A 21,110-nucleotide genomic window follows, 5' to 3' on the forward strand; every position below is an offset into this window, starting at 1 on the left:
GAAATCGCTCATGGCCTTCACCGACCCTTTCATCCGTCGTCCGGTCCTCGCCACGGTGGTCAGCCTGCTCATCGTGCTACTGGGTTTCCAGGCGTTCAGCACGCTGAGCATCCGGCAGTATCCGCAGATGGAAAACGCGCTGATCACCGTCACCACTGCCTACCCTGGCGCCAATGCCGAGACCATCCAGGGCTACATCACTCAGCCCTTGCAGCAGAGTCTGGCCAGTGCCGAAGGTATCGACTACATGACCTCGGTCAGCCGCCAGAACTTTTCCATCGTGTCCATTTATGCGCGGATCGGTGCGGACAGCGACCGGCTGTTCACCGAACTGCTGGCCAAGGCCAGCGAGGTCAAGAACGAGCTGCCGCAGGACGCCGAAGACCCGGTGCTGAGCAAGGAAGCTGCCGATGCTTCGGCCCTCATGTACATCAGTTTCTACAGCTCGGAACTCAGCAACCCGCAGATCACTGATTACCTGTCGCGGGTCATTCAGCCCAAGCTTGCAACCCTGCCCGGCATGGCCGAAGCCGAGATCCTGGGCAATCAGGTCTTTGCCATGCGCTTGTGGCTGGACCCCGTTCGACTGGCCGGCTTCGGCCTGACCGCCGCCGACGTGACCGCCGCGGTACGCAGTTACAACTTCCTTTCAGCGGCCGGCGAGCTCAAGGGCGAGTACGTTGTCACCAGCATCAATGCGGCCACTGAGCTGAAATCCGCCGAGGCCTTTGCCGCAATTCCGCTCAAGACCCAAGGCGACAGCCGGGTGCTGCTGGGCGATGTCGCGCGCGTGGAAATGGGGGCGGAAAACTACAACGCACTCAGCTCGTTCGACGGCACGCCTTCGGTCTATATCGGTATCAAGGGCACGCCCAGTGCCAACCCGCTGGAAGTGATCAAGGAAGTCCGGCGCATCATGCCCGAGCTGGAAAGCCAGTTGCCGCCCAGCCTCAAGGTGTCCATCGCCTACGACGCCACGCTGTTCATCCAGGCGTCCATCAATGAGGTGGTCAAGACCTTGATCGAAGCGGTGCTGATCGTGATCGTGGTGGTCTTCCTGTTCCTGGGCGCCCTGCGGTCGGTGCTGATTCCGGTGATCACTATCCCGCTGTCGATGATCGGGGTGTTGTTCTTCATGCAACTGATGGGCTATTCGATCAACCTGCTGACGCTGCTGGCCATGGTCCTGGCCATCGGGCTGGTGGTGGACGACGCCATCGTGGTCGTGGAGAACATCCATCGCCACATCGAGGAAGGCAAGACTCCGCTGGACGCAGCGCTGGAAGGCGCCCGGGAAATTGCCATGCCGGTGGTGTCGATGACGATCACTCTGGCGGCGGTCTATGCCCCCATCGGGTTCCTGCAGGGACTTACCGGAGCACTGTTCAAGGAATTTGCGCTGACCCTGGCCGGCGCGGTGGTGATCTCGGGGATCGTGGCCCTGACCCTGTCGCCGATGATGTGCGCCCTGTTGCTGCGTCATGACCCCAACCCCAGCGGTTTCGCCCACAAGCTGGATCAGGTGTTCGAGGGTCTGAAGGTCCGCTATCGGCGTCTGCTGCATGGCACGCTCGACACACGTCCGGTGGTCATCGTGTTCGCGGTCATCGTGCTCTGCCTGATCCCGGTGCTGCTGATGTTCACGCGATCGGAGCTGGCACCGGATGAGGACCAGGGGATCATTTTCATGATGTCCACCTCTCCCCAGCCCACCAATCTGGACTACATCAACGCCTACACCAGGGAGTTCACCACGATCTTCCGGGAGTTCCCGGAGTACTACTCCTCATTCCAGATCAATGGCTTCAACGGCGTGCAGACCGGTGTCGGAGGCTTCCTGCTCAAACCATGGAATGATCGCGAGCGCACTCAAATGGAAATCCTCCCGGAGGTTCAGGCCCGACTCGCGCAGATTCCGGGTTTGCAGATCTTCGGGTTCAACCTGCCGTCACTGCCGGGCACGGGCGAAGGTCTGCCCTTCCAGTTCGTGATCAACACCCCCAACGATTACGCCGCTTTGCTGGAAGTGGCCGAGAGAATCAAAAAGCGCGCCGAGGCGTCGGGCAAATTTGCGTTCATGGACATCGACCTGGCTTTCGACAAGCCCGAGGTGGTGGTGGACGTCGACAGGGCCAAGGCCGCGCAAATGGGTGTATCGATGCAGGACCTGGGGGGCACCCTCGCGACCCTGCTGGGCGAAGCCGAGATCAACCGCTTTACCATCGAGGGTCGAAGCTACAAGGTCATCGCCCAGGTAGAGCGTCCATTTCGCGACAACCCCGGCTGGCTGAACAATTACTACGTGAAAAACAACGAGGGCAAGCTGTTGCAGCTGTCCACGCTGATCACCGTCACCGACCGGGCCCGGCCTCGGCAACTGAATCAGTTCCAACAGCTCAATTCGGCAATCATTCAGGGCTTTCCCATCGTCAGCATGGGCGAGGCCATCGAAACGGTCCGCCAGATCGCCAGCGAAGAAGCGCCGGCGGGTTTCGCTTATGACTACGCGGGAGCATCACGCCAGTATGTACAGGAAGGCAGCGCGCTCTGGATAACGTTCGCCCTGGCGCTGGCGATCATCTTCCTGGTGCTGGCGGCGCAGTTCGAAAGCTTCCGCGACCCGCTGGTGATTCTGGTAACCGTACCGCTGTCGATTTGCGGGGCGCTGATCCCGCTGTTCCTGGGCCTGTCGAGCATGAACATCTACACCCAGGTCGGGCTGGTGACGTTGATCGGGCTGATCAGCAAGCACGGCATCCTGATTGTCGAGTTCGCCAACCAGTTGCGGCGTTCACACGGTCTTTCCGCGCGTCAGGCTGTCGAAGAAGCCGCTGCGATTCGCCTGCGCCCGGTCCTGATGACCACCGCTGCGATGGTATTCGGCATGGTGCCGCTGATTCTTGCCACTGGTGCCGGGGCCGTAAGCCGATTCGACATCGGTATGGTGATCGCGACGGGCATGTCGGTGGGTACGCTGTTCACCCTGTTCGTGCTGCCCTGCGTGTACACCCTTCTGGCGGCGCGGTCCGTTCCCGTAGAACAGGCACCGAGCCGGTGAGCGCACGCGTTCCTGATCGTCATCCCCTTTCCGACCTGCACCTATGAAAAAGGCCCCGGTAATGGGGCCTTGAGGTTGAGGACATTTTCAATGTTTTGATCCCGTGCCCTGCGCCAGGCTGTACATGAGAAGCAACAAGTCATGATCGGGTTTGATCACTTCCTGGGCCTTGGCGACACGCGGCAAAGGGCAATTGCCCTCGCCGTGCTGGGCACTCAAGATCTTCGTTGAAGGCTGCTGCCATGCCGCCACGGCTACCGTTGTCGTTACCAACGCTCCGAGAACGAACAAACCTCTAGCAATTTCGAGCTTCATGACTCTAAACCCTTGATAGCGCTGCCAAACGCCGCCTCATAAAAGTAGACCAGTTTTTTCCAGTCCGCGTCGATGAATGACGAATGGCGTTTTAGCTGTTTCATGTCGTGCCGGGCGGCACCCTGCGCCGTCCAGCGACGCCGGCCTTTCTCCAGATCGAGCAAGGCGATTCGCACCTGAGCATCGGCGCCCTGGCCCTCGACCTGCACAAAAATATGCTTACTGTAGAGACAACTGTGCTGCCAGCGCCCCAAATGCATGCGCGCCAGAGTGAACGCGATTTGCTTGAGCATCTCTTCCCATAGCAACTCGCCGTGGCGCTCTCGTCCGCCGGCGGCACACCAATGGTCCAATTCCTCGAAACCTTCCAGCGCGGCGGTTACCAGCAAGGCACGCCATTGATTGCGCTCGTCTCGCTCGGCCCCGCAAAACACAACTTCCGGTACGCCGACATCCAGGCGCCGCAAACCTTCCAGTGCATCTCGCTCGCGCAACACGGTCGGTCGGCCCAGCGGGTGCAGCCAGCTGCGATACAGATGCCCTGTCTGGCGCTTGCTGTAGAGAGTCTGCCCGTCGCATGTGACAAAACGCTGTACGCCGCTTTCACCGCCACGACGCACATTGGGCGCCTCCACCCATTCGCCGCGCTGTTCCCAAAAATGTTTGAAGGGCAGTGGTTCTGGTCGCGCAGTTGTCTGGTTTGCCGCCTGGACGTTCATCTGATTACCTTTTACGCAATACGTAGACCCGCCAAAGGGCGTAGAGCGGCAGGAAGTCCAAATGCTTCTGGACGCTGAAACCTGCCTGTTCAAATTCCGATTCCACAACCGCAGCCGGTAACACAAAGCGATTCTGGTAACTTTCCTGCCCACTTCCGAGCATTCGTTTCTGCTCGAGGCGCTTGCGTTTCCAGGCTTTGAAGTTGCCGTCCACCCACAACGAAATGATGACGCTATCTCGGGTCACGCGATGAAACTCGCGTAATAGAGCCATGCGGTCATTCGATTGACCAACATGGTGCAGCAGCCGCATGCAGAAAATGCTGTCTACCGCATTGGCCGGCAGATCGATCGCGAAAGCAGATGTCTGCAAGGGCTGTACCCGTTTGGCTATTTCGGCCGATTGAGCGTTGCAGGCAACGTCCAGCATCGCGGCCGAATAGTCTGCACCAATGATGCTGCGGTTGGGTTTTTCTGCGAGCAGCGGCCAGAACCGACCAGCGCCGCACGGCAAGTCGAGTACCAGCCCGGGGTCGCCGACCAGCTTCAGCGCCTTGCGGGCCAGTTGCTCATCGCGTTGATGAGACAGCTGGCGCGACAGACCGTTCTGGTGTTTCTGAAGATATTGAGCGGCATGCTGCCGATCGTATTTTTGAGAGAAATCGAGTTCAATACGCTTGCCCATGACAGCGGCTCCTGGTTCGGATGCGCATCAAAATAGGCGGCGCATCGTCGTAAGCAGGTCATGCACAAGTGAAAAAAATGTTCAGCTGCCGGGCAGCCATTTGCAGGCTCCGCCAGCGTGTAAACGCCCCGTACAGGGCTTTACACGCTGGTCATGCCTTGGCCAGGTCCAGCCTGACCTTGAAACAGCAACCATTGGGTTCCCTGGGCGTGAGGTTCACGCTCCAGTTCTGGTTCGCGCAGATCCGCTGGACCAGCGACAGCCCCAGGCCCAACCCTTCGCCCCGCTGCTCATTGCCGCGCACGAAAGGTTCGAACATGGCCTCACGCTTCTCTTCGGGAATACCCACGCCGCTGTCTTCCACCATGAAGCCGTCATCGTAGAGCGTCAGCGCGATGAAGCCGTCGTCGGTGTAGTGCAATGCGTTACGCAACAGGTTGCCCATTACCGCATGCAGAAAAGTGGCGTTGTAACGTGCTTCGGACTGCTGGTCGGCCTCCTGCGCGTTGTAGATCAATTGCAAGCCCTTGCCCTCGATAGGGCCGCGCCACTGGGAAACCAACTGCTCGGCGACACCGCTGAGGGTTGCACTAGGGGTCATGGCCGGGTCTTCACGCTGGGTACGCGCCAGCATCAGGAAGGTCTGGACCAGGTCGCGCATTTCTTCGCACGCCCGGGCGATGCGTTCGACCTGCTTGCGAGCGCGCTGGTCCAGGGCCGGGTTTTCCAGCAGCAGTTCACAGGAGCTGGCCAGTACCATCAACGGCGTGCGCAGCTCGTGGCTGACGTCGCTGGTGAACATTCGCTCGCGAATCAACGCCTGGCGTAAACGGCCCAGGGTTGCATCGAACGCCACGGCCAGCTCGCCTACTTCATCGGCGGCGTAGTCCGGTGCAAGAGGCGGCGCCAGACCCAGCAACTGGTCGCGATGGCGGACTTGCCGGGCAAGACGCACCACCGGCGCCATCACCCGCCGCGCCAGCACCCAGCCGAGGAACACGGCCAGCGCCAGTGCCAGGACGAAGCCCACCAGCACCACGGCAAACAGGACCCGCTCGCGTTCTTCAAAATCACTCTGGTCCTGCAACAAGGCGTAATGGCGCCCGTCCACCACTTCAATCATCGCGTGGTAGGACAGATCACCCCGAAACACCTCATGAAAGCCGGGCTGCAGATGGCGCAGATCCTGGGGCAGATCGAAATCGCCCGGGCCGCCACTGAAGTAGAACAACTGGTCGGGCTTGGGTCGATGGCTCCAGTCGCTGACGCTGTCCATCAGCATCAGCCGGTTGAGATCGCCGCCAAGGCCCGCAGAGATGAGTTTTTCCTCGACCAGGTGGACAGTGGAGATGATCCCCATGGCGAAGGATCCGGCGACCAGCGCACTCATCAGGGCAAAGGCGATGATGATCCGCTGGGCAAGGCTTTGCTTAAACTCCATCCCGACCCTCAGCCAAGCGATAGCCAACGCCGTGTACGGTTTGCAGCAGCGGTTTGGGGAACGGTTTGTCGATCACCTGGCGCAGCTGATGCACGTGGCTGCGCAGGCTGTCGCTGTCCGGACAATCGTCGCCCCACAACGCTTCTTCAAGGATTTCACGACGCAGGACGTGAGGGCTTTTCTGCATCAGGACGGCCAGCAGCTTGAGGCCAACCGGATTGAGCTTGAGCATGCGGCCGTCGCGGGTGACTTCCAGGGTGTCGAGGTCATATACCAGATCGGCGACCTGCAGGGTCCGGCGCCCGCCGCCCTGGGCGCGACGCAGCACTGCTTCGATACGCGCGGCCAGTTCGGACAGGGCGAATGGTTTGAGCAAGTAGTCGTCTGCGCCGGAGCGGAAACCCTGCAAACGGTCATCGAGCTGGTCACGGGCCGTGAGCATGATGACCGGCGTGTCACGGCGGGCGTCTTCGCGCAGGCGTTTGCACAAGGTGTAACCGTCGATGCCCGGCAGCATGATGTCGAGCACGATCAGGTCGTAGTGTTCGGTGGCCGCCAGATGCAGTCCCGAGAGGCCATCCTGTGCGCAGTCGACGGTGTAGCCTTTCATGCCCAGGTAATCGGCCATGTTCGCCAGGATGTCGCGGTTGTCTTCAACCAGAAGAATTCGCATGGGGCTTTCTCGTCTGCAATTTAGGCTGCCGCACTTTAAGACGAAGCACGCGTGAGGGCCAGTACCGATTGGCCTGGAGGCGGTAAATCCTGGGGAACGGCGCAAATTCCGTAGGCGCGAGCTTGCTCGCGAAGACGTTGTTGCGCACGACATATCGGTTAAGCCTGATCCGACCGCTTCCGCGAGCAAGCTCGCTCCTACAGGCACTGCCGGCATAAAAAAACCCCGCACAAGGCGGGGTTCTTCTGGTGTAGCTGGAGGGTAAAGCCGGCTTACATCATGCCGCCCATACCACCCATGCCGCCCATGTCCGGCATGCCGCCGCCTGCTGGCTTGTCTTCAGGCACGTCAGCGATCATCGCTTCGGTGGTGATCATCAAGCTGGCGATGGAGGACGCGGCCTGCAGAGCAGAGCGAGTCACTTTGGCCGGGTCCAGGATACCCATTTCGATCATGTCGCCGTATTCGCCGGAAGCAGCGTTGTAACCGAAGTTACCCGAACCCTGCTTGACCTTGTCGACAACCACGCTTGGCTCGTCGCCGGAGTTGGCAACGATCTGGCGCAGAGGCGCTTCAACCGCACGACGCAGCAGAGCGATACCGACGTCCTGATCGGCGTTGTCGCCTTTCAGACCTTCGATGGCCTGCAACGAGCGAACCAGTGCTACGCCACCGCCAGGTACCACGCCTTCTTCAACGGCTGCACGAGTAGCGTGCAGGGCGTCTTCAACGCGGGCTTTCTTCTCTTTCATTTCGACTTCGGAACCGGCGCCGACCTTGATTACCGCAACACCGCCGGACAGCTTGGCCAGGCGCTCTTGCAGTTTCTCTTTGTCGTAGTCGGAGCTGGTGTCGCCGATCTGCTGGCGGATCTGAGCGATGCGCGAGTCGATTTCGGTTTTTTCGCCAGCACCGTCGATGATGGTGGTGTTTTCTTTGTTCAGGACGACGCGCTTGGCGTTACCCAGGTGTTCCAGGGTAGTGCTTTCCAGGCTCAGGCCGATCTCTTCGGAGATAACGGTACCGCCGGTCAGGACAGCGATGTCCTGCAGCATTGCCTTGCGACGGTCGCCGAAGCCCGGTGCCTTGACGGCAGCGACTTTGACGATGCCGCGCATGTTGTTGACGACCAGGGTCGCCAGCGCTTCGCCTTCAACGTCTTCAGCAACGATCAGCAGTGGGCGACCGGCTTTGGCGACAGCTTCCAGCACCGGCAGCATTTCGCGGATGTTGGAGATCTTCTTGTCGACCAGCAACAGCAGTGGGCTGTCCAGTTCGGCAACCATGGTGTCCGGCTTGTTGATGAAGTACGGGGACAGGTAGCCACGGTCGAACTGCATGCCTTCGACGACAGACAGTTCGTTTTCCAGACCCGAACCTTCTTCAACGGTGATAACGCCGTCTTTGGTCACTTTTTCCATGGCTTCGGCAATGATGTCGCCGATGGAATTGTCGGAGTTCGCAGAGATGGTACCCACCTGAGCGATAGCCTTGGTGTCGGTGCAAGGCTTGGACAGCAGCTTGAGCTGAGCAACGATGGCGATGGTCGCCTTGTCGATGCCGCGCTTGAGGTCCATTGGGTTCATGCCGGCAGCGACGGCTTTCAGGCCTTCGTTGACGATGGCTTGAGCCAGTACGGTTGCAGTGGTGGTACCGTCGCCGGCGTCATCGTTGGCACGGGAGGCAACGTCTTTGACCAGCTGCGCGCCCATGTTTTCGAAGCGATCTTTCAGCTCGATTTCCTTGGCGACCGATACACCGTCTTTGGTGATCAGAGGAGCGCCGAAGCTCTTCTCGATGATGACGTTACGGCCTTTTGGGCCAAGGGTCGCTTTTACTGCGTCAGCCAGGACGTTCACACCGGCGAGCATTTTCTTGCGGCCAGAATCGCCGAATTTAACTTCTTTAGCAGCCATGATCATTATTCCTTGAATACTTTGTAGTAACAGAAATCAGCGGTGAGCACTCAGCCTTCGACGACAGCGAGGATCTCGTTCTCGCTCATCACCAGCAGGTCTTCGCCGTCAACTTTCACAGTGTTGCTGCCGGAATAAGGGCCAAACACTACTTTGTCACCCACTTTCACGGCCAGCGCACGCACTTCACCGTTGTCCAGCACGCGGCCGGTACCCACAGCGACGATTTCGCCGCGGTTAGGCTTTTCAGCAGCCGAACCTGGCAGCACGATACCGCCGGCAGTTTTCGTTTCTTCTTCGCTGCGACGGATTACGACGCGGTCATGCAGAGGACGAAGCTTCATTGTCGATCTCCTGATTATGGTTTTAGACGCCCGGTGACTGCACCGGCGGGTTAAAAATCCGGCTGTGCCGGTTACGGTTCGACGAGCGAACCGCAGAAAACGGTCTGGCGCTGGGCCAGAAACCTTGCGGTGACCCATACATAAGGGCGGGCCGGGCTATTACAAGTCCGAGGCAAGAAAATTTTTTGCGATTCAGCAGGTTCAGTAAATGAACACGGCACCCGAAGGTGCCGTGTCAGACTTGCGATCGATCACTTGTCGCGATGTTCGAATTCACCTTCGATCACATCCGGCTCATGGCTGGACTGGTGAATCGCGCCAGGACGACGGGCCGACCCTGGATTGGCCTCGGCCTGCAGGTCGTCGGCGAACGCGCGCTGGCGCATGGCCTGGTCTTCGGCGCGGCGGCGAACCTTGTCGATCAGCGCCCGACGGGTGATCGGCAACAGGCAGATCACACCCAGGACGTCACTGATGAAGCCGGGCAACAACAGAAGGCCGCCACCGACCGCAACCATCAGCCCTTCAAGCATTTGCTGGGCGGGCAGTTCGCCACGGGACAGGCTCTCGCGGGCGCGCAGCGCCGTGGCGAACCCGGCGACCCGCATTACGAAGAAGCCCAGCACCGACGTCGCCAGCACCAGGAGGAACGTCCAGAAAAAGCCGATGGACATCCCGACCCGAACCAGAATGAACAGTTCGAGTACCGGAAACAGTAAGAACAGCAGCAAAAAAACACGCATCAAATCAGTTCCTCAACGGAAGAATGCCTTCCAGTAGACCCTAAGTGATGTCGGAAAGTCGTTAAATCAAGCTTGCCGGTCATCTTTCACGGGCCAGACTGTGGCGTGAGCCAGCTCCACCAAGGCTTCGCGCACTTGTTTCGGTGTATTGCAGGGGGTCTGGAAGGCCAGCCAGTGGATGCCCTGGCCGATACGCAAGTGCAGGCCTTCACTGTCGATTCCCACCAGTTGCGCAGCTTCGGTCTGCGGCAGGCCGCTCAGTTGCACGTAATGCGCAATGGCGTTGGCATGGTCGGCATTCATGTGCTCGATCATGCTGGTTTCCGCCGCGCCGACAAACGGGTTGGCCAACGCCACGTCATCCAGCCAGTGAATGGCCCCAAAGCCGCCGATGTAGCGATATCGCACCGGTTCCAGTACCCAGAAATCGAAATCATGGGCGGTGTGGTAACTCTGCGACTCAGGGAAGAAGCGGTAATAGCGCAAGGCCGACTCTTCAATGCGCTGCGGATCGGCCAACTTGCGCGCCTCGGCCATCACCGTAACGCGCCCGACCGCCTGCACATCCACGGCCTCTCGTTCGCCGACCAGCATCGAACACTTCGGGTCAAGGGTCAGGTTGTGGGTGTGCTGGGCAATGCGGCTGATCAGGATCAGCGGCCTGCCCTGCCCGTCCAGACAATACGGCACCACCGAACCAAACGGAAAACCCGGCATCGACTTCGAATGGGTGGACAACACGCCGCGATACTCGTTGAGCAAGAGTTTTCGCGCCTGACTCGAGGCTTTCGCGCTCATTCGTGACTCCTTGAAGCGTGAGCGTCAGATTGGAGACGCACGCGGGGAAAAGGCTTATAACGTGCTCTGGCCATGGCACTGCGCGAGCAAGACGCTGGCGACGCCATGATGAAAAGATCAGCAGATTGGGCACGCACATGGAATTGAAAGACAAGTTAATAATAATCACTGGCGGATGCCAGGGCCTGGGCCTGGCAATGGCGCATTATCTGGCAGGCAAAGGCGCGCGCCTGGCCCTTGTGGATCTGAATCCGGAAAAACTCGACCAGGCCGTAGCGAGCTGCAAGGCGCTGGGCGTCGAGGCGCGAAGCTACCTGTGCAACGTAGCCGACGAAGCTCAGGTCGTCGACACGGTGCAAAAGGTCGCCGACGACTTCGGCGCCATCGACGGCCTGATCAACAATGCCGGCATCCTGCGCGACGGCCTGCTGGTCAAGGTCAAGGACGGCGTGATGACCAAACTCAGCCTGGCGCAATGGCAGGCCGTAATCGATGTCAATCTGACCGGCGTCTTCCTCTGCACGCGGGAGGTGGCGGCGAAGATGATCGAGACCCGGACGCAGGGCGCGATCATCAACATCTCTTCTATTTCCCGCGCAGGCAACATTGGCCAGACCAATTACTCCGCCGCCAAGGCCGGGGTAGCGTCGGCGACGGTGACCTGGGCGCGTGAACTGGCGCGCTACGGGATTCGCGTGGCAGGTGTTGCGCCAGGTTTCATCGAAACCGAGATGACCGGCAGCATGAAACCCGAAGCGCTGGAAAAGATGACTTCCGCTATCCCGCTCAAACGCATGGGCACGCCCCAGGAAATCGCCCACTCGGTGGCGTACATTCTGGAGAACGATTATTTCAGCGGAAGGATTCTGGAGCTGGACGGCGCGATGCGTCTGTAACGTTGTCGCGTAAGACAAGCTGCAGACAGGGCGCCGGGGAAGCGCCCTGTCTGCAACGGATTACCAGGTCACGCCGAAACCGGCGGTGTACCGAGTCTTGTCGACGTTGCCGTTGTCGGCACCGCTGATGATGTCCTTCTCGGCTTTCACGTTGAGCGATGCCCAGTCGGTGACCTTGTAGCGCAGGCCTGCTTCGACATCCAGCGCGTAGTCCGCCACGCCACTCAACGGCTTGCCCAGCTCGCCGTTAGTGAAGAATTCGAATTTCTTGCCCACCAGATAACGGTTGTAGTCCCAGGTGCCCGCCACCGAGTAGAAGTTTTCCTTCTCGCCGTTGGAGAACTGGTAGTCGGTTCGGTTGAGCAATGCGCCAACCTTGAACGCGCCCAGTTCGTCGTCCCAGAACTGGTAGCCGGGACCGGTACCGACCGTGCGCTGGCGCGACAGGTCTTCGATCTTGTCACGCTTGTAATTCACCCGCGCATCCCAGAAGAATTTCTCGGTGAAAAAGCGATCCAGCGAGTATTCGGCGCTCCAGTTGTCGGTGCCGACCACCTCGTCGGTAGTCTCGCGGTTGTACTCGCCCTTGGCGTTATGCCGCCAGTTGCCATGACGAGCCGAGGTGTTGAACGAGATGTTGTAATCGTCGGTATCATTCTCGGCCTGCTGGAAGTCCAGCGCAGCGTCGATGTTGCCCTTCCAGACCAGATCGGTGATGACCGGCTTGGGCTTGATGATCTGGTCGATACTGGCCAGCTCGACGGTCTTGGGCGCATCGCCATTGGCCATGACGACCTTGCCGTCATCGGCGGCCTGGAGCGATTTGGTCACTACACCTTCGGACTGACCTTGCTTGACCAGCAACGGCTGGTCGCTTTCCAGGGTCTTGACCTGTTTCCAGTCAAGGGGAATCGCACCGCCGTAGTCGGTCTGGAGCAGCAGTTTGCCGCCGTCGAAAACCTTGATGACGCCGGTCAGACGGTCGCCGTTCTTCAACCAGACGGTGTCAGCGAACAATGGAGTGGAAGCAGTGGTTATTGCGAGGCACAGCAGAGTTCTGGACAACATAAGCAACGACTAGGCTCTGGTAGCGGAATGTGGGCATTATCCTGGTGGATGACCTGTGGCAATCGGTGACCGCCGGGCACGAGTATGACTGACAGTCGGAAATTTCCGTAGTTCCCGTAAACAAAAATCAACATCATCTCTGGCAGGACCTGCATCGTGAAACAAACCGCCGCCGAACATGCCGACCCAACCGGACTGTCCGCCGCCGAGGCCCGACGCACGGCGCTGTACCTGACGCTGGCTCAGGTTCCGCACGGCCGGGTCGTCAGTTATGGGCAACTGGCAGAATTGGCCGGTCTCGGACGAGCGGCACGTTGGGTAGGAAGAACCCTCAGTCAGTTGCCGGAGGGGTCATCGCTGCCCTGGCACCGCGTTCTGGGCGCAGGTGGCAAGCTCAGTCTGCCGGCCGGAACCGCGTCAGGTGACGAACAGCGCGCCCGGTTACGCGCCGAAGGCCTTACCATTATGAACAATCGGGTCAATATGCAGCGCCATGGCTGGCGTCCCACGTAGCACAGCGGTTAGAGTGCGCCCTTTGTTTTCAGAACCTGAGGCAGATTCCAGCCCATGCCCCGTAAAACCTGGCGCGCCGCGCTCGCCGCATATGCCAGCCCCTCGACTTTAGTGTTGCTGCTGCTCGGATTCGCTGCCGGCATGCCTTACATGCTGGTCTTCTCTACCTTGTCCGTCTGGTTGCGCGAAGCCGGTGTCGCTCGCGAAACCATCGGTTATGCCAGCCTGATCGGGCTGGCCTATGCATTCAAATGGGTGTGGTCGCCATTGCTCGACCAATGGCGCCTGCCGATCCTCGGACGGCTCGGCCGTCGCCGCTCATGGCTGGTGCTGGCGCAGTCGCTGGTGATCCTGGGCCTGATCGGCATGGGTTTCTGCGACCCGCAGTACCATCTTTCCTGGTTGATCGCCATTGCGGTGGTAGTGGCCTTTGCCTCGGCAACTCAAGACATCGCCATCGACGCCTACCGCCTGGAAATCGCCCAGGACACCCAGCAGGCCGCCCTGGCCGCCAGCTATATGTCCGGTTACCGGGTTGCTGCACTGCTGGCAACCGCCGGCGCGCTGTATTTCGCCGAAGGGTTCGGCTCGACGGGCTTTGCCTACAAGCACTCGGCCTGGACCGGCACCTACGTGTTGTTCGGCGTGCTGATGATTCCGGCGCTGATCACCACCCTGATCATGCGCGAACCTCCGGTGCCGTTGCGCACCCAGCTGTCGGCGGCCCGCTACGGTTTCACTCACCAGTTGGCATCGGTGTTCGTACTGATCGTTTTGCTGGTGTCGGTCCCGGCAATGTTTACTCAGTTCTACAACACCGATTTCGCCAGCGTGCTGTTCCACGGCACCAGTTGGTGGGACCTGCTGATGGAAGATCGCGCCTTTCTGCGCTCGATCCTTTATACCGTGCTGACCGTCGCCTGCCTGTCTTCCGCCGGACGCCGCGGCCTGGCGCCGGTGCTTACGCCGGTCAATGACTTCATTCTGCGTTATCGCTGGCAGGCATTGCTGCTGCTGGGGCTGATCGCGACCTATCGCATGTCGGACACGGTCATGGGCGTCATGGCCAACGTCTTCTATATCGACCAGGGCTTCACCAAGGACCAGATCGCCAGCGTGAGCAAGATCTTCGGGCTGATCATGACCTTGCTCGGCGCAGGCGCGGGCGGCTTGCTGATCGTGCGTTTCGGCATCATGCCGATCCTGTTCATCGGCGGCCTCAGTTCGGCAGCCACCAACATCCTGTTCCTGTTGCTGGCCGACATGGGGCCGAACATCAAGATGCTGATCCTGACCATCTCGCTGGACAACCTCAGCTCGGGGCTGGCGACGTCGGCCTTCGTGGCGTATCTGTCGAGCCTGACCAACCTCAAGTTCTCGGCGACCCAGTACGCGCTGCTCAGCTCGATCATGCTGCTGCTGCCGCGCCTGATCGGCGGTTATTCAGGGGTGATGGTGGAGAAATTCGGCTACCACAATTTCTTCCTGATCACCGCCCTGCTGGGTGTGCCAACCCTGGTGATGATCCTGTTGCAGTGGAGCAAGGAAGGCCGCGGCACGCCGGCTCCGGAAAGCGACGAGACCGCGGCTGCGGAGAAGCTTTAAATACCGCTTTGCTGAATTGCAAATGGATCTGTGGAAGCCAGCTTGCTGGCGAAGAGGCCAGTACATCCGCAGCCTTGGATGGGCTGAAAGTACGTCTTCGCGGACAAGCGGAGCGCCGCCCGGTCCGCTCCCACAGAGGCGACTGCTTACTGCTGCGCAGCGTCCTGAACCACGCGGATCACACGCTGCGGGAACGGAATGTCGATCCCGGCCGCTTGCAGGCGGTCACGCGCTTCGACGTTGAACAGCGAGATCACATCGCCATAGTCCGAGGTCTTGGTCCAGACACGCAGCGACAAGGTGATTGCGCTTTCGCCCAGCGTCGCCACTACCGCTTGCGGAGCCGGATCTTCGAGGACACGCGGGTCTCGGGCCATGTCCAGCAGCACTTCCAGTCCTTTCTTCAGGTCGGCTTCGTAATTGACGCCCACGTCGAAGACGATCTTGCGGGTCGGCTGGCGATTGGTATTGGTGATGATCCCGTTGGACAGGTTGCCGTTGGGCATGATCACGGTGCGGTTATCGCCGGTGCGCAACACGGTGTGGAAAATCTGGATGCTGTCCACAGTGCCTTGAATACCTTGGGCTTCGATCCAGTCGCCGATGCGGAATGGCCGAAACAGCAAGATCAGCACGCCACCGGCGAAGTTCGCCAGGCTGCCCTGCAGCGCCAGGCCAATGGCCAGGCCGGCAGCACCGATCGCGGCCACGAACGAAGTGGTTTCAATGCCCACCATCGACGCGACGCTGACGATCAGCAGAATCTTCAGAATGACGTTCGCCAGGGTGCTGACAAACCCTTGTAACGCCTGATCGGCGTGACGCAGTGCCAGTAACGCCCCCAATTTGTTGGTGACCCGGTTGATCAACCACCAGCCGATGCACAGGGTCACCAGCGCCAGCAGCAGTCGACTGCCGTATTGCATGATCATTGGAATCCAGGCCTGGGAAGCTCTCCACAGCTGGTCGACTTCTGCATTCAAATCCATCTTGTAACTCCTCGCCTGTCATGAACCGGCATTGAAACGTCACAGACGCGCAATCGTTTCAGCCATACCGAACTGGTTCGGACTGACCGGGGAACGCGGGGTTCCCCCGTCTGTCGATTCACAGGCTCAGTCGCGGAAGTTGTTGAACTGCAACGGCATGCCCGAATCGTAGGCGCGCAATGCGGCGATGGCGTCCTGCAGGTCGTCACGTTTCTTGCCGGTGACACGGACCTGCTCGCCCTGGATCGCGGCCTGGACCTTGAGCTTGGCGTCCTTGATGTGGGCGACGATTTTCTTGGCCAGTTCCTTGTCGATCCCTTCGCGCAGGACTGCTTCCTGCTTCATCAGCTTGCCGGACGCGTAGGCATCCTTCACTTCCAGGCATTTGACGTCGATCTTGCGCTTGACCAGCGCCAGCTTGAGGATCTCGATCATCGCTTCGAGCTGGAACTCGGCTTCGGCGGTCAGGGTGACGGTCAATTCCTTGAACTCGAAAGTCCCCTTGCCTTTGAGGTCATAACGACGGTCAAGCTCCTTGATGGCATTGTCGACGGCATTGGTGACTTCATGTTTATCCAATTCGGACACTACGTCGAACGAGGGCATGTATGTTCTCCAGGTAAACGGCGCAGACGATGGTGATCGCGCGCATGACTTGACGGTATGAAAGACCGGTCATTATAACGAGACTTTCCCGACCTTCACTGCGAGCCTTTCATGTCGTTCTCTGATTTCAGTGTGCCGGGGTTGTTCAATCGTTTGGCGGGGCGTGTTCGATGAGCGAGGTCTGGCATGTCGTGGGCGCCGGCAGCCTCGGCGGTTTGTGGGCAACTCGTCTGGCTCGGGCCGGGCATCGGGTGCGCCTGATACTGCGCAACGATGAGCGGGTGCAGGCCTACCAGGCGGCTGGCGGCCGACTGACGCTGGTGGAAGAGGACCGGGTTCGATCCTTCGCCATCGAGGCCCAGACCGCGGCCAGCCCGGAACCCATCGTCCGGCTGCTGGTGGCCTGCAAGGCCTACGACGCTGAACAGGCCGTGGCGCTGCTGGCGCCGCGACTTGCGCCGCGCGCCGAGGTCATTCTGTTGCAGAACGGCCTGGGCAGTCAGGACGCCGTGGCCGCATGCGTGCCCCATGCGCGATGCATCTTTGCCTCCAGCACCGAGGGCGCGTTTCGCGAAGCGGACTGGCGCGTGGTTTTTGCCGGCCATGGCCATACCTGGCTGGGCGACCCGGACAATCCAGCCCCACCCGGTTTTTTGACAGCGCTGGCGGACAGCGGGATATCCCACGAATGGACGCCAGACATCCTGACCCGCCTGTGGCGCAAGCTGGCGCTGAACTGCGCGATCAACCCGCTGACCGTGCTCTATCAGTGCCGCAATGGCGGGCTTCTGGAGCACCGTGGCGAAGTCGCGACGCTATGCGCCGAACTGGCCGAGCTGCTTGCCTGCTGCGGTTACCCTGCCGCCGCCCACCAGTTGCACGAGGAAGTGCTGCGCGTCATCCAGGCCACTGCGAGCAATTTTTCCTCCATGTATCAGGATGTCGCCCACCGGCGGCGCACGGAAATCAGCTACCTGCTCGGCCATGCCTGTGACGCTGCACGGCGCCATCACTGTCCGGTGCCGCACTTGCAGCCATTGCAGGACCGATTGACGGCTCATCTGGCCGCCAAGGGTTTGCGTACCGACTAGCCCGCGCTACCCTGCGGGTTCCTCATCCGTGTGTGACTTGCCATGCCTTTGCGTCAACGCCTGGAAAACCTGCCGGTCGGGCAAAAACTGCTGGCCGCCCTGCTGGTCCTGATGACCACCGTCCTGCTGGTCGCCAACCTGACCTTCATCAGCGCCGCCTACTACATATCCCAGGAAGCCATGGCGCCTCAGGCGTTGCAGACCATCGGCCGCCTGATCAGCAGCGCCAACCTCAACGAGCGGGCGCTCTACTCGCCCAACGACGCCAAGGCGTTGCTCAAGGAGCTGAAAAGCTATGGGCCGTTGCGGGCGGCGGCGATCTACGACAACGACGGCACAAGGCTGGCCCAGGTTCAGCAAGGCGAAGACCTTGCGTTGCCGCTTCGCTATGAAGACATCGAAGCCTGGCGCCTGACCGAGTTTCGCAGCACACAATTGATCACCATCCCCAAAGGCGAGCGGGCACCGGGACATTTATTGCTGGTAGCAAGCAGCGAGTTGCCCGCAGCGTTCTACACCGGCACGCTGACCGCGAGTGCTGCGATTCTGGTGTTCAGCGTGCTGTTGTGGCTGGTGGTGGCGCGGCAGATCCGGCGCTTGATCACCGAGCCCATCTATCAGCTAGAAGAACTGTCCCGGCAGGTCACTCGCGAAGAAAATTACGCCCTGCGGGCCATGCCCGGCAACGAAGATGAGATCGGCAGCCTGGCAGAAGCCTTCAATACCATGCTGTCGCGCATCGAAGCCCGTGAGCAGCAACTCAAGCGCGCCCGGGACGATTCCCAGGAAGCCTACGATCAGGCGCAAGGGCTGGCCGAGGAAACCCGCCATACCAACCGCAAGCTGGAGCTGGAAGTCCAGGTGCGCAGCAAGATCGAAAAAAAGCTCACCGGCTTTCAAAACTACCTCAACAGCATCATCGACTCGATGCCCTCTGCCATGATCGCGCTGGACGAGCAGCTTTACGTCACCCAGTGGAACCAGGAGGCTACGGCGCTCTCCGGCACCCGGCTGGACGAAGCGCTGAACCAGCCGATCTTCATTGCCTTCGAACCAATGCGCTCGTTCCTGCCGCAAATCAAGCAGACCGTCGAGCGGCACAGCGTGACCAAGATCGAGCGGGTGACCTGGATCAAGCAGGAGGAAACCCGCCACTACGCCCTGACCTTCTACCCGCTGACCGGCGATGCCGGGCGAGGCGTGGTCATCCGCATCGACGACATCACCCAGCGCATTTCCCTGGAAGAAATGATGGTGCAGTCCGAGAAAATGCTCTCGGTGGGCGGTCTGGCGGCCGGCATGGCCCACGAGATCAACAACCCGCTGGGTGCGATCCTGCACAACGTGCAGAACATCCGGCGCCGACTGTCGCCCGACCTGCCGAAAAATATCGAACAGGCCCAGGCCGACGGCGTGGATCTGACGATGGTCAACAACTACCTGGTCAGCCGTGAAGTCCCGCAACTGCTCGACGGTATTCAGCAAGCCGGCGGGCGAGCGGCGAAGATTGTCAGCCATATGCTCAACTTCAGCCGCCTGAGCAATCGTCAGCTGTCGCCCTGCGACCTGCCAGCGCTCATCGACCAGGCTGTGGAGATCGCCGGCAACGATTTCGACCTGACCATCGGCTTCGATTTCAAGGGCCAGAACATTATCCGCCAGTTCGACCCGGAACTGGGCCAGGTACCGTGTATCGCCAACGAGCTGGAGCAGGTGCTGCTCAATCTGTTGAAGAACGCCGCCCAGGCGATCCACCAGCGTCCCGAAGGCGCCGAAGCGGGCCGGATCATTTTGCGCACCCGCCTGAACCCGCCGTGGGCCGAAATCCAGGTGGAGGACAATGGCGTCGGCATGTCGGAAAACGTGCGCAAGCGGACTTTCGAGCCGTTTTTCACCACCAAGGAAATCGGCCAGGGCACCGGCCTTGGGCTGTCGGTGTCGTACTTCATCATCACCAACAATCACAACGGCCAGATGGAGGTGCAATCTTCCGTCGGCTCGGGTACCTGTTTCACGCTGAGGCTGCCGCTGGTAGCCAGCCAGGTGGATGTGCAGGAACATGTCATTTCAAAGCTGTAACCAGGAGCCACCCACATGGGCTTTCGTTTGTCGAAGATATACACCCGCACCGGGGACAGCGGCGAAACCGGCCTGGGCGATGGTCGCCGGGTGCCCAAGGATCATCCTCGAGTAGAGGCAATCGGCGAGGTCGATACCCTGAACAGCCAGTTAGGGCTGTTACTGGCGCAGTTGCACCTTGCCGTGCCGCAAACACCGGCGCTGGGTGAGATCATTGAAGTGTTGCAGCCTTGTCAGCATCGGTTGTTCGATCTGGGCGGCGAGTTGGCGATGCCTGCCTATAAAGCGCTGACGAACGTTGAAGTGGACCGTCTGGAAGCCGCGATTGATCTGTGGAATGACGAACTGGGACCGCTGGAGAATTTCATCCTGCCCGGCGGATCGCCGCTGATTGCCCAGGCGCACGTCTGCCGAAGCCTGGCGCGTGGCGCGGAGCGGCGCTGTCAGCAGCTCAATGCGGTGGAACCGCTGGAGGGCGTTGGATTGGCGTACATCAACCGGCTGTCAGACCTGCTGTTCGTCGCCGCCCGCCTGATCGCTCGCCGCCAGGGTGTGGCGGAGATCTTGTGGCAGGCCGCGCAAAAGCCCGCTTAAGAGCGCCTCCCACAATGAAATCTCAGACCTCAGATTTCTGAGGGCCAGAACGCGCGAATGCCGGCCACGCCTTGGGCGCCGGCGCTCCAGGCTTGCCCGCGCTGGTCGGGGCCGACGCCGCCGAGCAGGAACACCGGCCTGCTGAACCCGGCAATCAGCTCGCCAGCCAGTTCCCAACCCAGCGGCGGTGCATCGGGGTGAGTCTGGGTTGGCTGAACCGGCGACAACGTGACGAAATCCACGCCCATCTGCTCGGCCAGTGCCAGTTCTTCAGCGTTGTGACACGAAGCCGCCAGCCAGCGATGCTCCGGAAACGGACGCCCTTTGGCAGCGTATTTGCGCAATTGCTCGGCGGTCAGGTGCCAGCCTGCAGCCGGAAAATCACCCAGCCATTCCAGTGGGCCCTTGAGCATCAGCTGCGCCTTGCCCGCGCACAAACCCACCGCGTCCACGGCCAGATCGCGATACTGAGGGTCGTAGCCGCCCGGCGCCCGCAGCTGGATCAAACGGCTGCCATTCGCGATAGCAGCACGAATACCACGCAACATTTCCGGCGTTTCCAGGCCTTGCGGCGTGATCAGGTATTCGCTCGGCAGTCGCGCTGCCGCCACGATGGGTCGGTTGGCGGCCGGGAAGTCATAGTCCGCCAGTTCGCGAGCCGTGACCCAGCGCAATGGCTGGCCTTCCGCACCATGGGGCTCGCCGGTAAATCCAGACACTTCCCACACGTCAAGCAGCACATGCTTGTCGGCATAGTCGTGGTGGATCTTGATCAGCGGACGCGACGCCGTAACGACGATGCCCAACTCTTCAGCCAGTTCACGGCTCAAGGCTGCTTGCACCGCTTCGCCCTCCTCGACCTTGCCTCCGGGAAATTCCCAGAGGCCGCCCTGATGTTGGGTATCGGCACGTTTGGCGATCAGGATCTTGCCGTCGACGCCACGAATGACGGCCGCGGCCACATGCACGCGTTTCAC

At 60.4% G+C, this 21,110-nt stretch carries 20 protein-coding genes; 7 read left to right on the plus strand and 13 right to left on the minus strand.

All coding sequences use genetic code 11. The annotated features are described in order from the left end of the window. Positions 1 to 10 precede the first annotated feature (10 nt). Positions 11 to 3,058 (plus strand): multidrug efflux RND transporter permease subunit, encoded by a 3,048-nt coding sequence (locus EGJ27_RS14980; RefSeq protein ID WP_125831538.1) that lies wholly within the window; start codon positions 11 to 13, stop codon positions 3,056 to 3,058. A gap of 87 nt (positions 3,059 to 3,145) precedes the next feature. Here EGJ27_RS14980 and EGJ27_RS14985 read toward each other — a convergent pair whose 3' ends face one another. The 9 genes from EGJ27_RS14985 to EGJ27_RS15025 all read right to left on the minus strand — a co-directional run bounded on the left by EGJ27_RS14985 (position 3,146) and on the right by EGJ27_RS15025 (position 10,692). Next, the gene (locus EGJ27_RS14985; RefSeq protein WP_125831539.1) at positions 3,146 to 3,373 is read right to left on the minus strand and encodes a hypothetical protein; all 228 of its coding nucleotides are present in this window, start codon (positions 3,371 to 3,373) and stop codon (positions 3,146 to 3,148) included. Next, on the minus strand, positions 3,370 to 4,092 hold the full coding sequence (locus EGJ27_RS14990) for a lipopolysaccharide kinase InaA family protein (RefSeq protein WP_125831540.1): 723 nt from the start codon (positions 4,090 to 4,092) through the stop codon (positions 3,370 to 3,372). Before EGJ27_RS14990 ends, EGJ27_RS14985 begins: the two co-directional genes overlap by 4 nt. Before the next feature lie 4 nt (positions 4,093 to 4,096). After that, the gene (locus tag EGJ27_RS14995) at positions 4,097 to 4,777 is read right to left on the minus strand and encodes a class I SAM-dependent methyltransferase (RefSeq protein ID WP_125831541.1); all 681 of its coding nucleotides are present in this window, start codon (positions 4,775 to 4,777) and stop codon (positions 4,097 to 4,099) included. Positions 4,778 to 4,928: 151 nt separating this feature from the next. Beyond that, positions 4,929 to 6,218 (minus strand): HAMP domain-containing sensor histidine kinase, encoded by a 1,290-nt coding sequence (locus EGJ27_RS15000; protein WP_125831542.1) that lies wholly within the window; start codon positions 6,216 to 6,218, stop codon positions 4,929 to 4,931. Further along, positions 6,208 to 6,891: a two-component system response regulator ColR gene (colR, locus tag EGJ27_RS15005; protein WP_125831543.1), complete on the minus strand. Its 684-nt coding sequence runs from the start codon at positions 6,889 to 6,891 to the stop codon at positions 6,208 to 6,210. Before colR ends, EGJ27_RS15000 begins: the two co-directional genes overlap by 11 nt. Before the next feature lie 272 nt (positions 6,892 to 7,163). Further along, positions 7,164 to 8,807 (minus strand): chaperonin GroEL, encoded by a 1,644-nt coding sequence (gene groL, locus EGJ27_RS15010; RefSeq protein ID WP_125831544.1) that lies wholly within the window; start codon positions 8,805 to 8,807, stop codon positions 7,164 to 7,166. Positions 8,808 to 8,857: 50 nt separating this feature from the next. After that, positions 8,858 to 9,151: a co-chaperone GroES gene (locus tag EGJ27_RS15015; RefSeq protein ID WP_003304675.1), complete on the minus strand. Its 294-nt coding sequence runs from the start codon at positions 9,149 to 9,151 to the stop codon at positions 8,858 to 8,860. 251 nt (positions 9,152 to 9,402) lie between these two features. Beyond that, positions 9,403 to 9,894, minus strand: a complete 492-nt coding sequence (locus EGJ27_RS15020; RefSeq protein ID WP_125831545.1) for an FxsA family protein — start codon at positions 9,892 to 9,894, stop codon at positions 9,403 to 9,405. A gap of 66 nt (positions 9,895 to 9,960) precedes the next feature. Further along, positions 9,961 to 10,692, minus strand: coding sequence for a HugZ family protein (locus EGJ27_RS15025; RefSeq protein ID WP_125831546.1), 732 nt, complete (start codon positions 10,690 to 10,692; stop codon positions 9,961 to 9,963). Positions 10,693 to 10,829: 137 nt separating this feature from the next. On the opposite strand from EGJ27_RS15025, the gene EGJ27_RS15030 reads away from it, so the two are divergent. Then, positions 10,830 to 11,588, plus strand: coding sequence for an SDR family oxidoreductase (locus tag EGJ27_RS15030; protein WP_125831547.1), 759 nt, complete (start codon positions 10,830 to 10,832; stop codon positions 11,586 to 11,588). A 60-nt stretch (positions 11,589 to 11,648) separates the two neighbouring features. Here EGJ27_RS15030 and EGJ27_RS15035 read toward each other — a convergent pair whose 3' ends face one another. After that, a complete protein-coding gene (locus tag EGJ27_RS15035) occupies positions 11,649 to 12,656 on the minus strand; it encodes a DUF481 domain-containing protein (RefSeq protein ID WP_125831548.1) in 1,008 nt (335 codons plus the stop codon). 156 nt (positions 12,657 to 12,812) lie between these two features. Here EGJ27_RS15035 and EGJ27_RS15040 point away from each other — a divergent pair, with 156 nt between their 5' ends. Further along, positions 12,813 to 13,169 (plus strand): MGMT family protein, encoded by a 357-nt coding sequence (locus EGJ27_RS15040; protein WP_125831549.1) that lies wholly within the window; start codon positions 12,813 to 12,815, stop codon positions 13,167 to 13,169. A gap of 54 nt (positions 13,170 to 13,223) precedes the next feature. After that, positions 13,224 to 14,774, plus strand: coding sequence for an AmpG family muropeptide MFS transporter (locus EGJ27_RS15045; protein ID WP_125831550.1), 1,551 nt, complete (start codon positions 13,224 to 13,226; stop codon positions 14,772 to 14,774). A 146-nt stretch (positions 14,775 to 14,920) separates the two neighbouring features. Here EGJ27_RS15045 and EGJ27_RS15050 read toward each other — a convergent pair whose 3' ends face one another. Further along, entirely contained in the window at positions 14,921 to 15,763 is an 843-nt protein-coding gene (locus EGJ27_RS15050) for a mechanosensitive ion channel family protein (protein WP_125831551.1), read from the minus strand. A gap of 126 nt (positions 15,764 to 15,889) precedes the next feature. Continuing rightward, a complete protein-coding gene (locus EGJ27_RS15055; RefSeq protein WP_125831552.1) occupies positions 15,890 to 16,369 on the minus strand; it encodes a YajQ family cyclic di-GMP-binding protein in 480 nt (159 codons plus the stop codon). A 170-nt stretch (positions 16,370 to 16,539) separates the two neighbouring features. Here EGJ27_RS15055 and EGJ27_RS15060 point away from each other — a divergent pair, with 170 nt between their 5' ends. From EGJ27_RS15060 to EGJ27_RS15070, 3 genes are read left to right on the plus strand one after another with little or no spacing between them, the layout of a single operon-like run. Continuing rightward, a complete protein-coding gene (locus EGJ27_RS15060) occupies positions 16,540 to 17,460 on the plus strand; it encodes a putative 2-dehydropantoate 2-reductase (RefSeq protein ID WP_125831553.1) in 921 nt (306 codons plus the stop codon). Positions 17,461 to 17,502: 42 nt separating this feature from the next. Continuing rightward, a complete protein-coding gene (locus EGJ27_RS15065) occupies positions 17,503 to 19,539 on the plus strand; it encodes an ATP-binding protein (RefSeq protein ID WP_125831554.1) in 2,037 nt (678 codons plus the stop codon). A 15-nt stretch (positions 19,540 to 19,554) separates the two neighbouring features. Further along, positions 19,555 to 20,133 (plus strand): cob(I)yrinic acid a,c-diamide adenosyltransferase, encoded by a 579-nt coding sequence (locus EGJ27_RS15070; RefSeq protein ID WP_125831555.1) that lies wholly within the window; start codon positions 19,555 to 19,557, stop codon positions 20,131 to 20,133. A gap of 29 nt (positions 20,134 to 20,162) precedes the next feature. On the opposite strand, the gene EGJ27_RS15075 is transcribed toward EGJ27_RS15070, so the two are convergent. After that, positions 20,163 to 21,110, minus strand: coding sequence for a Nudix family hydrolase (locus EGJ27_RS15075; protein WP_125831556.1), 948 nt, complete (start codon positions 21,108 to 21,110; stop codon positions 20,163 to 20,165).

This window comes from Pseudomonas sp. v388 (genome assembly GCF_003935425.1).
In the GTDB taxonomy this organism is placed as follows: domain Bacteria; phylum Pseudomonadota; class Gammaproteobacteria; order Pseudomonadales; family Pseudomonadaceae; genus Aquipseudomonas.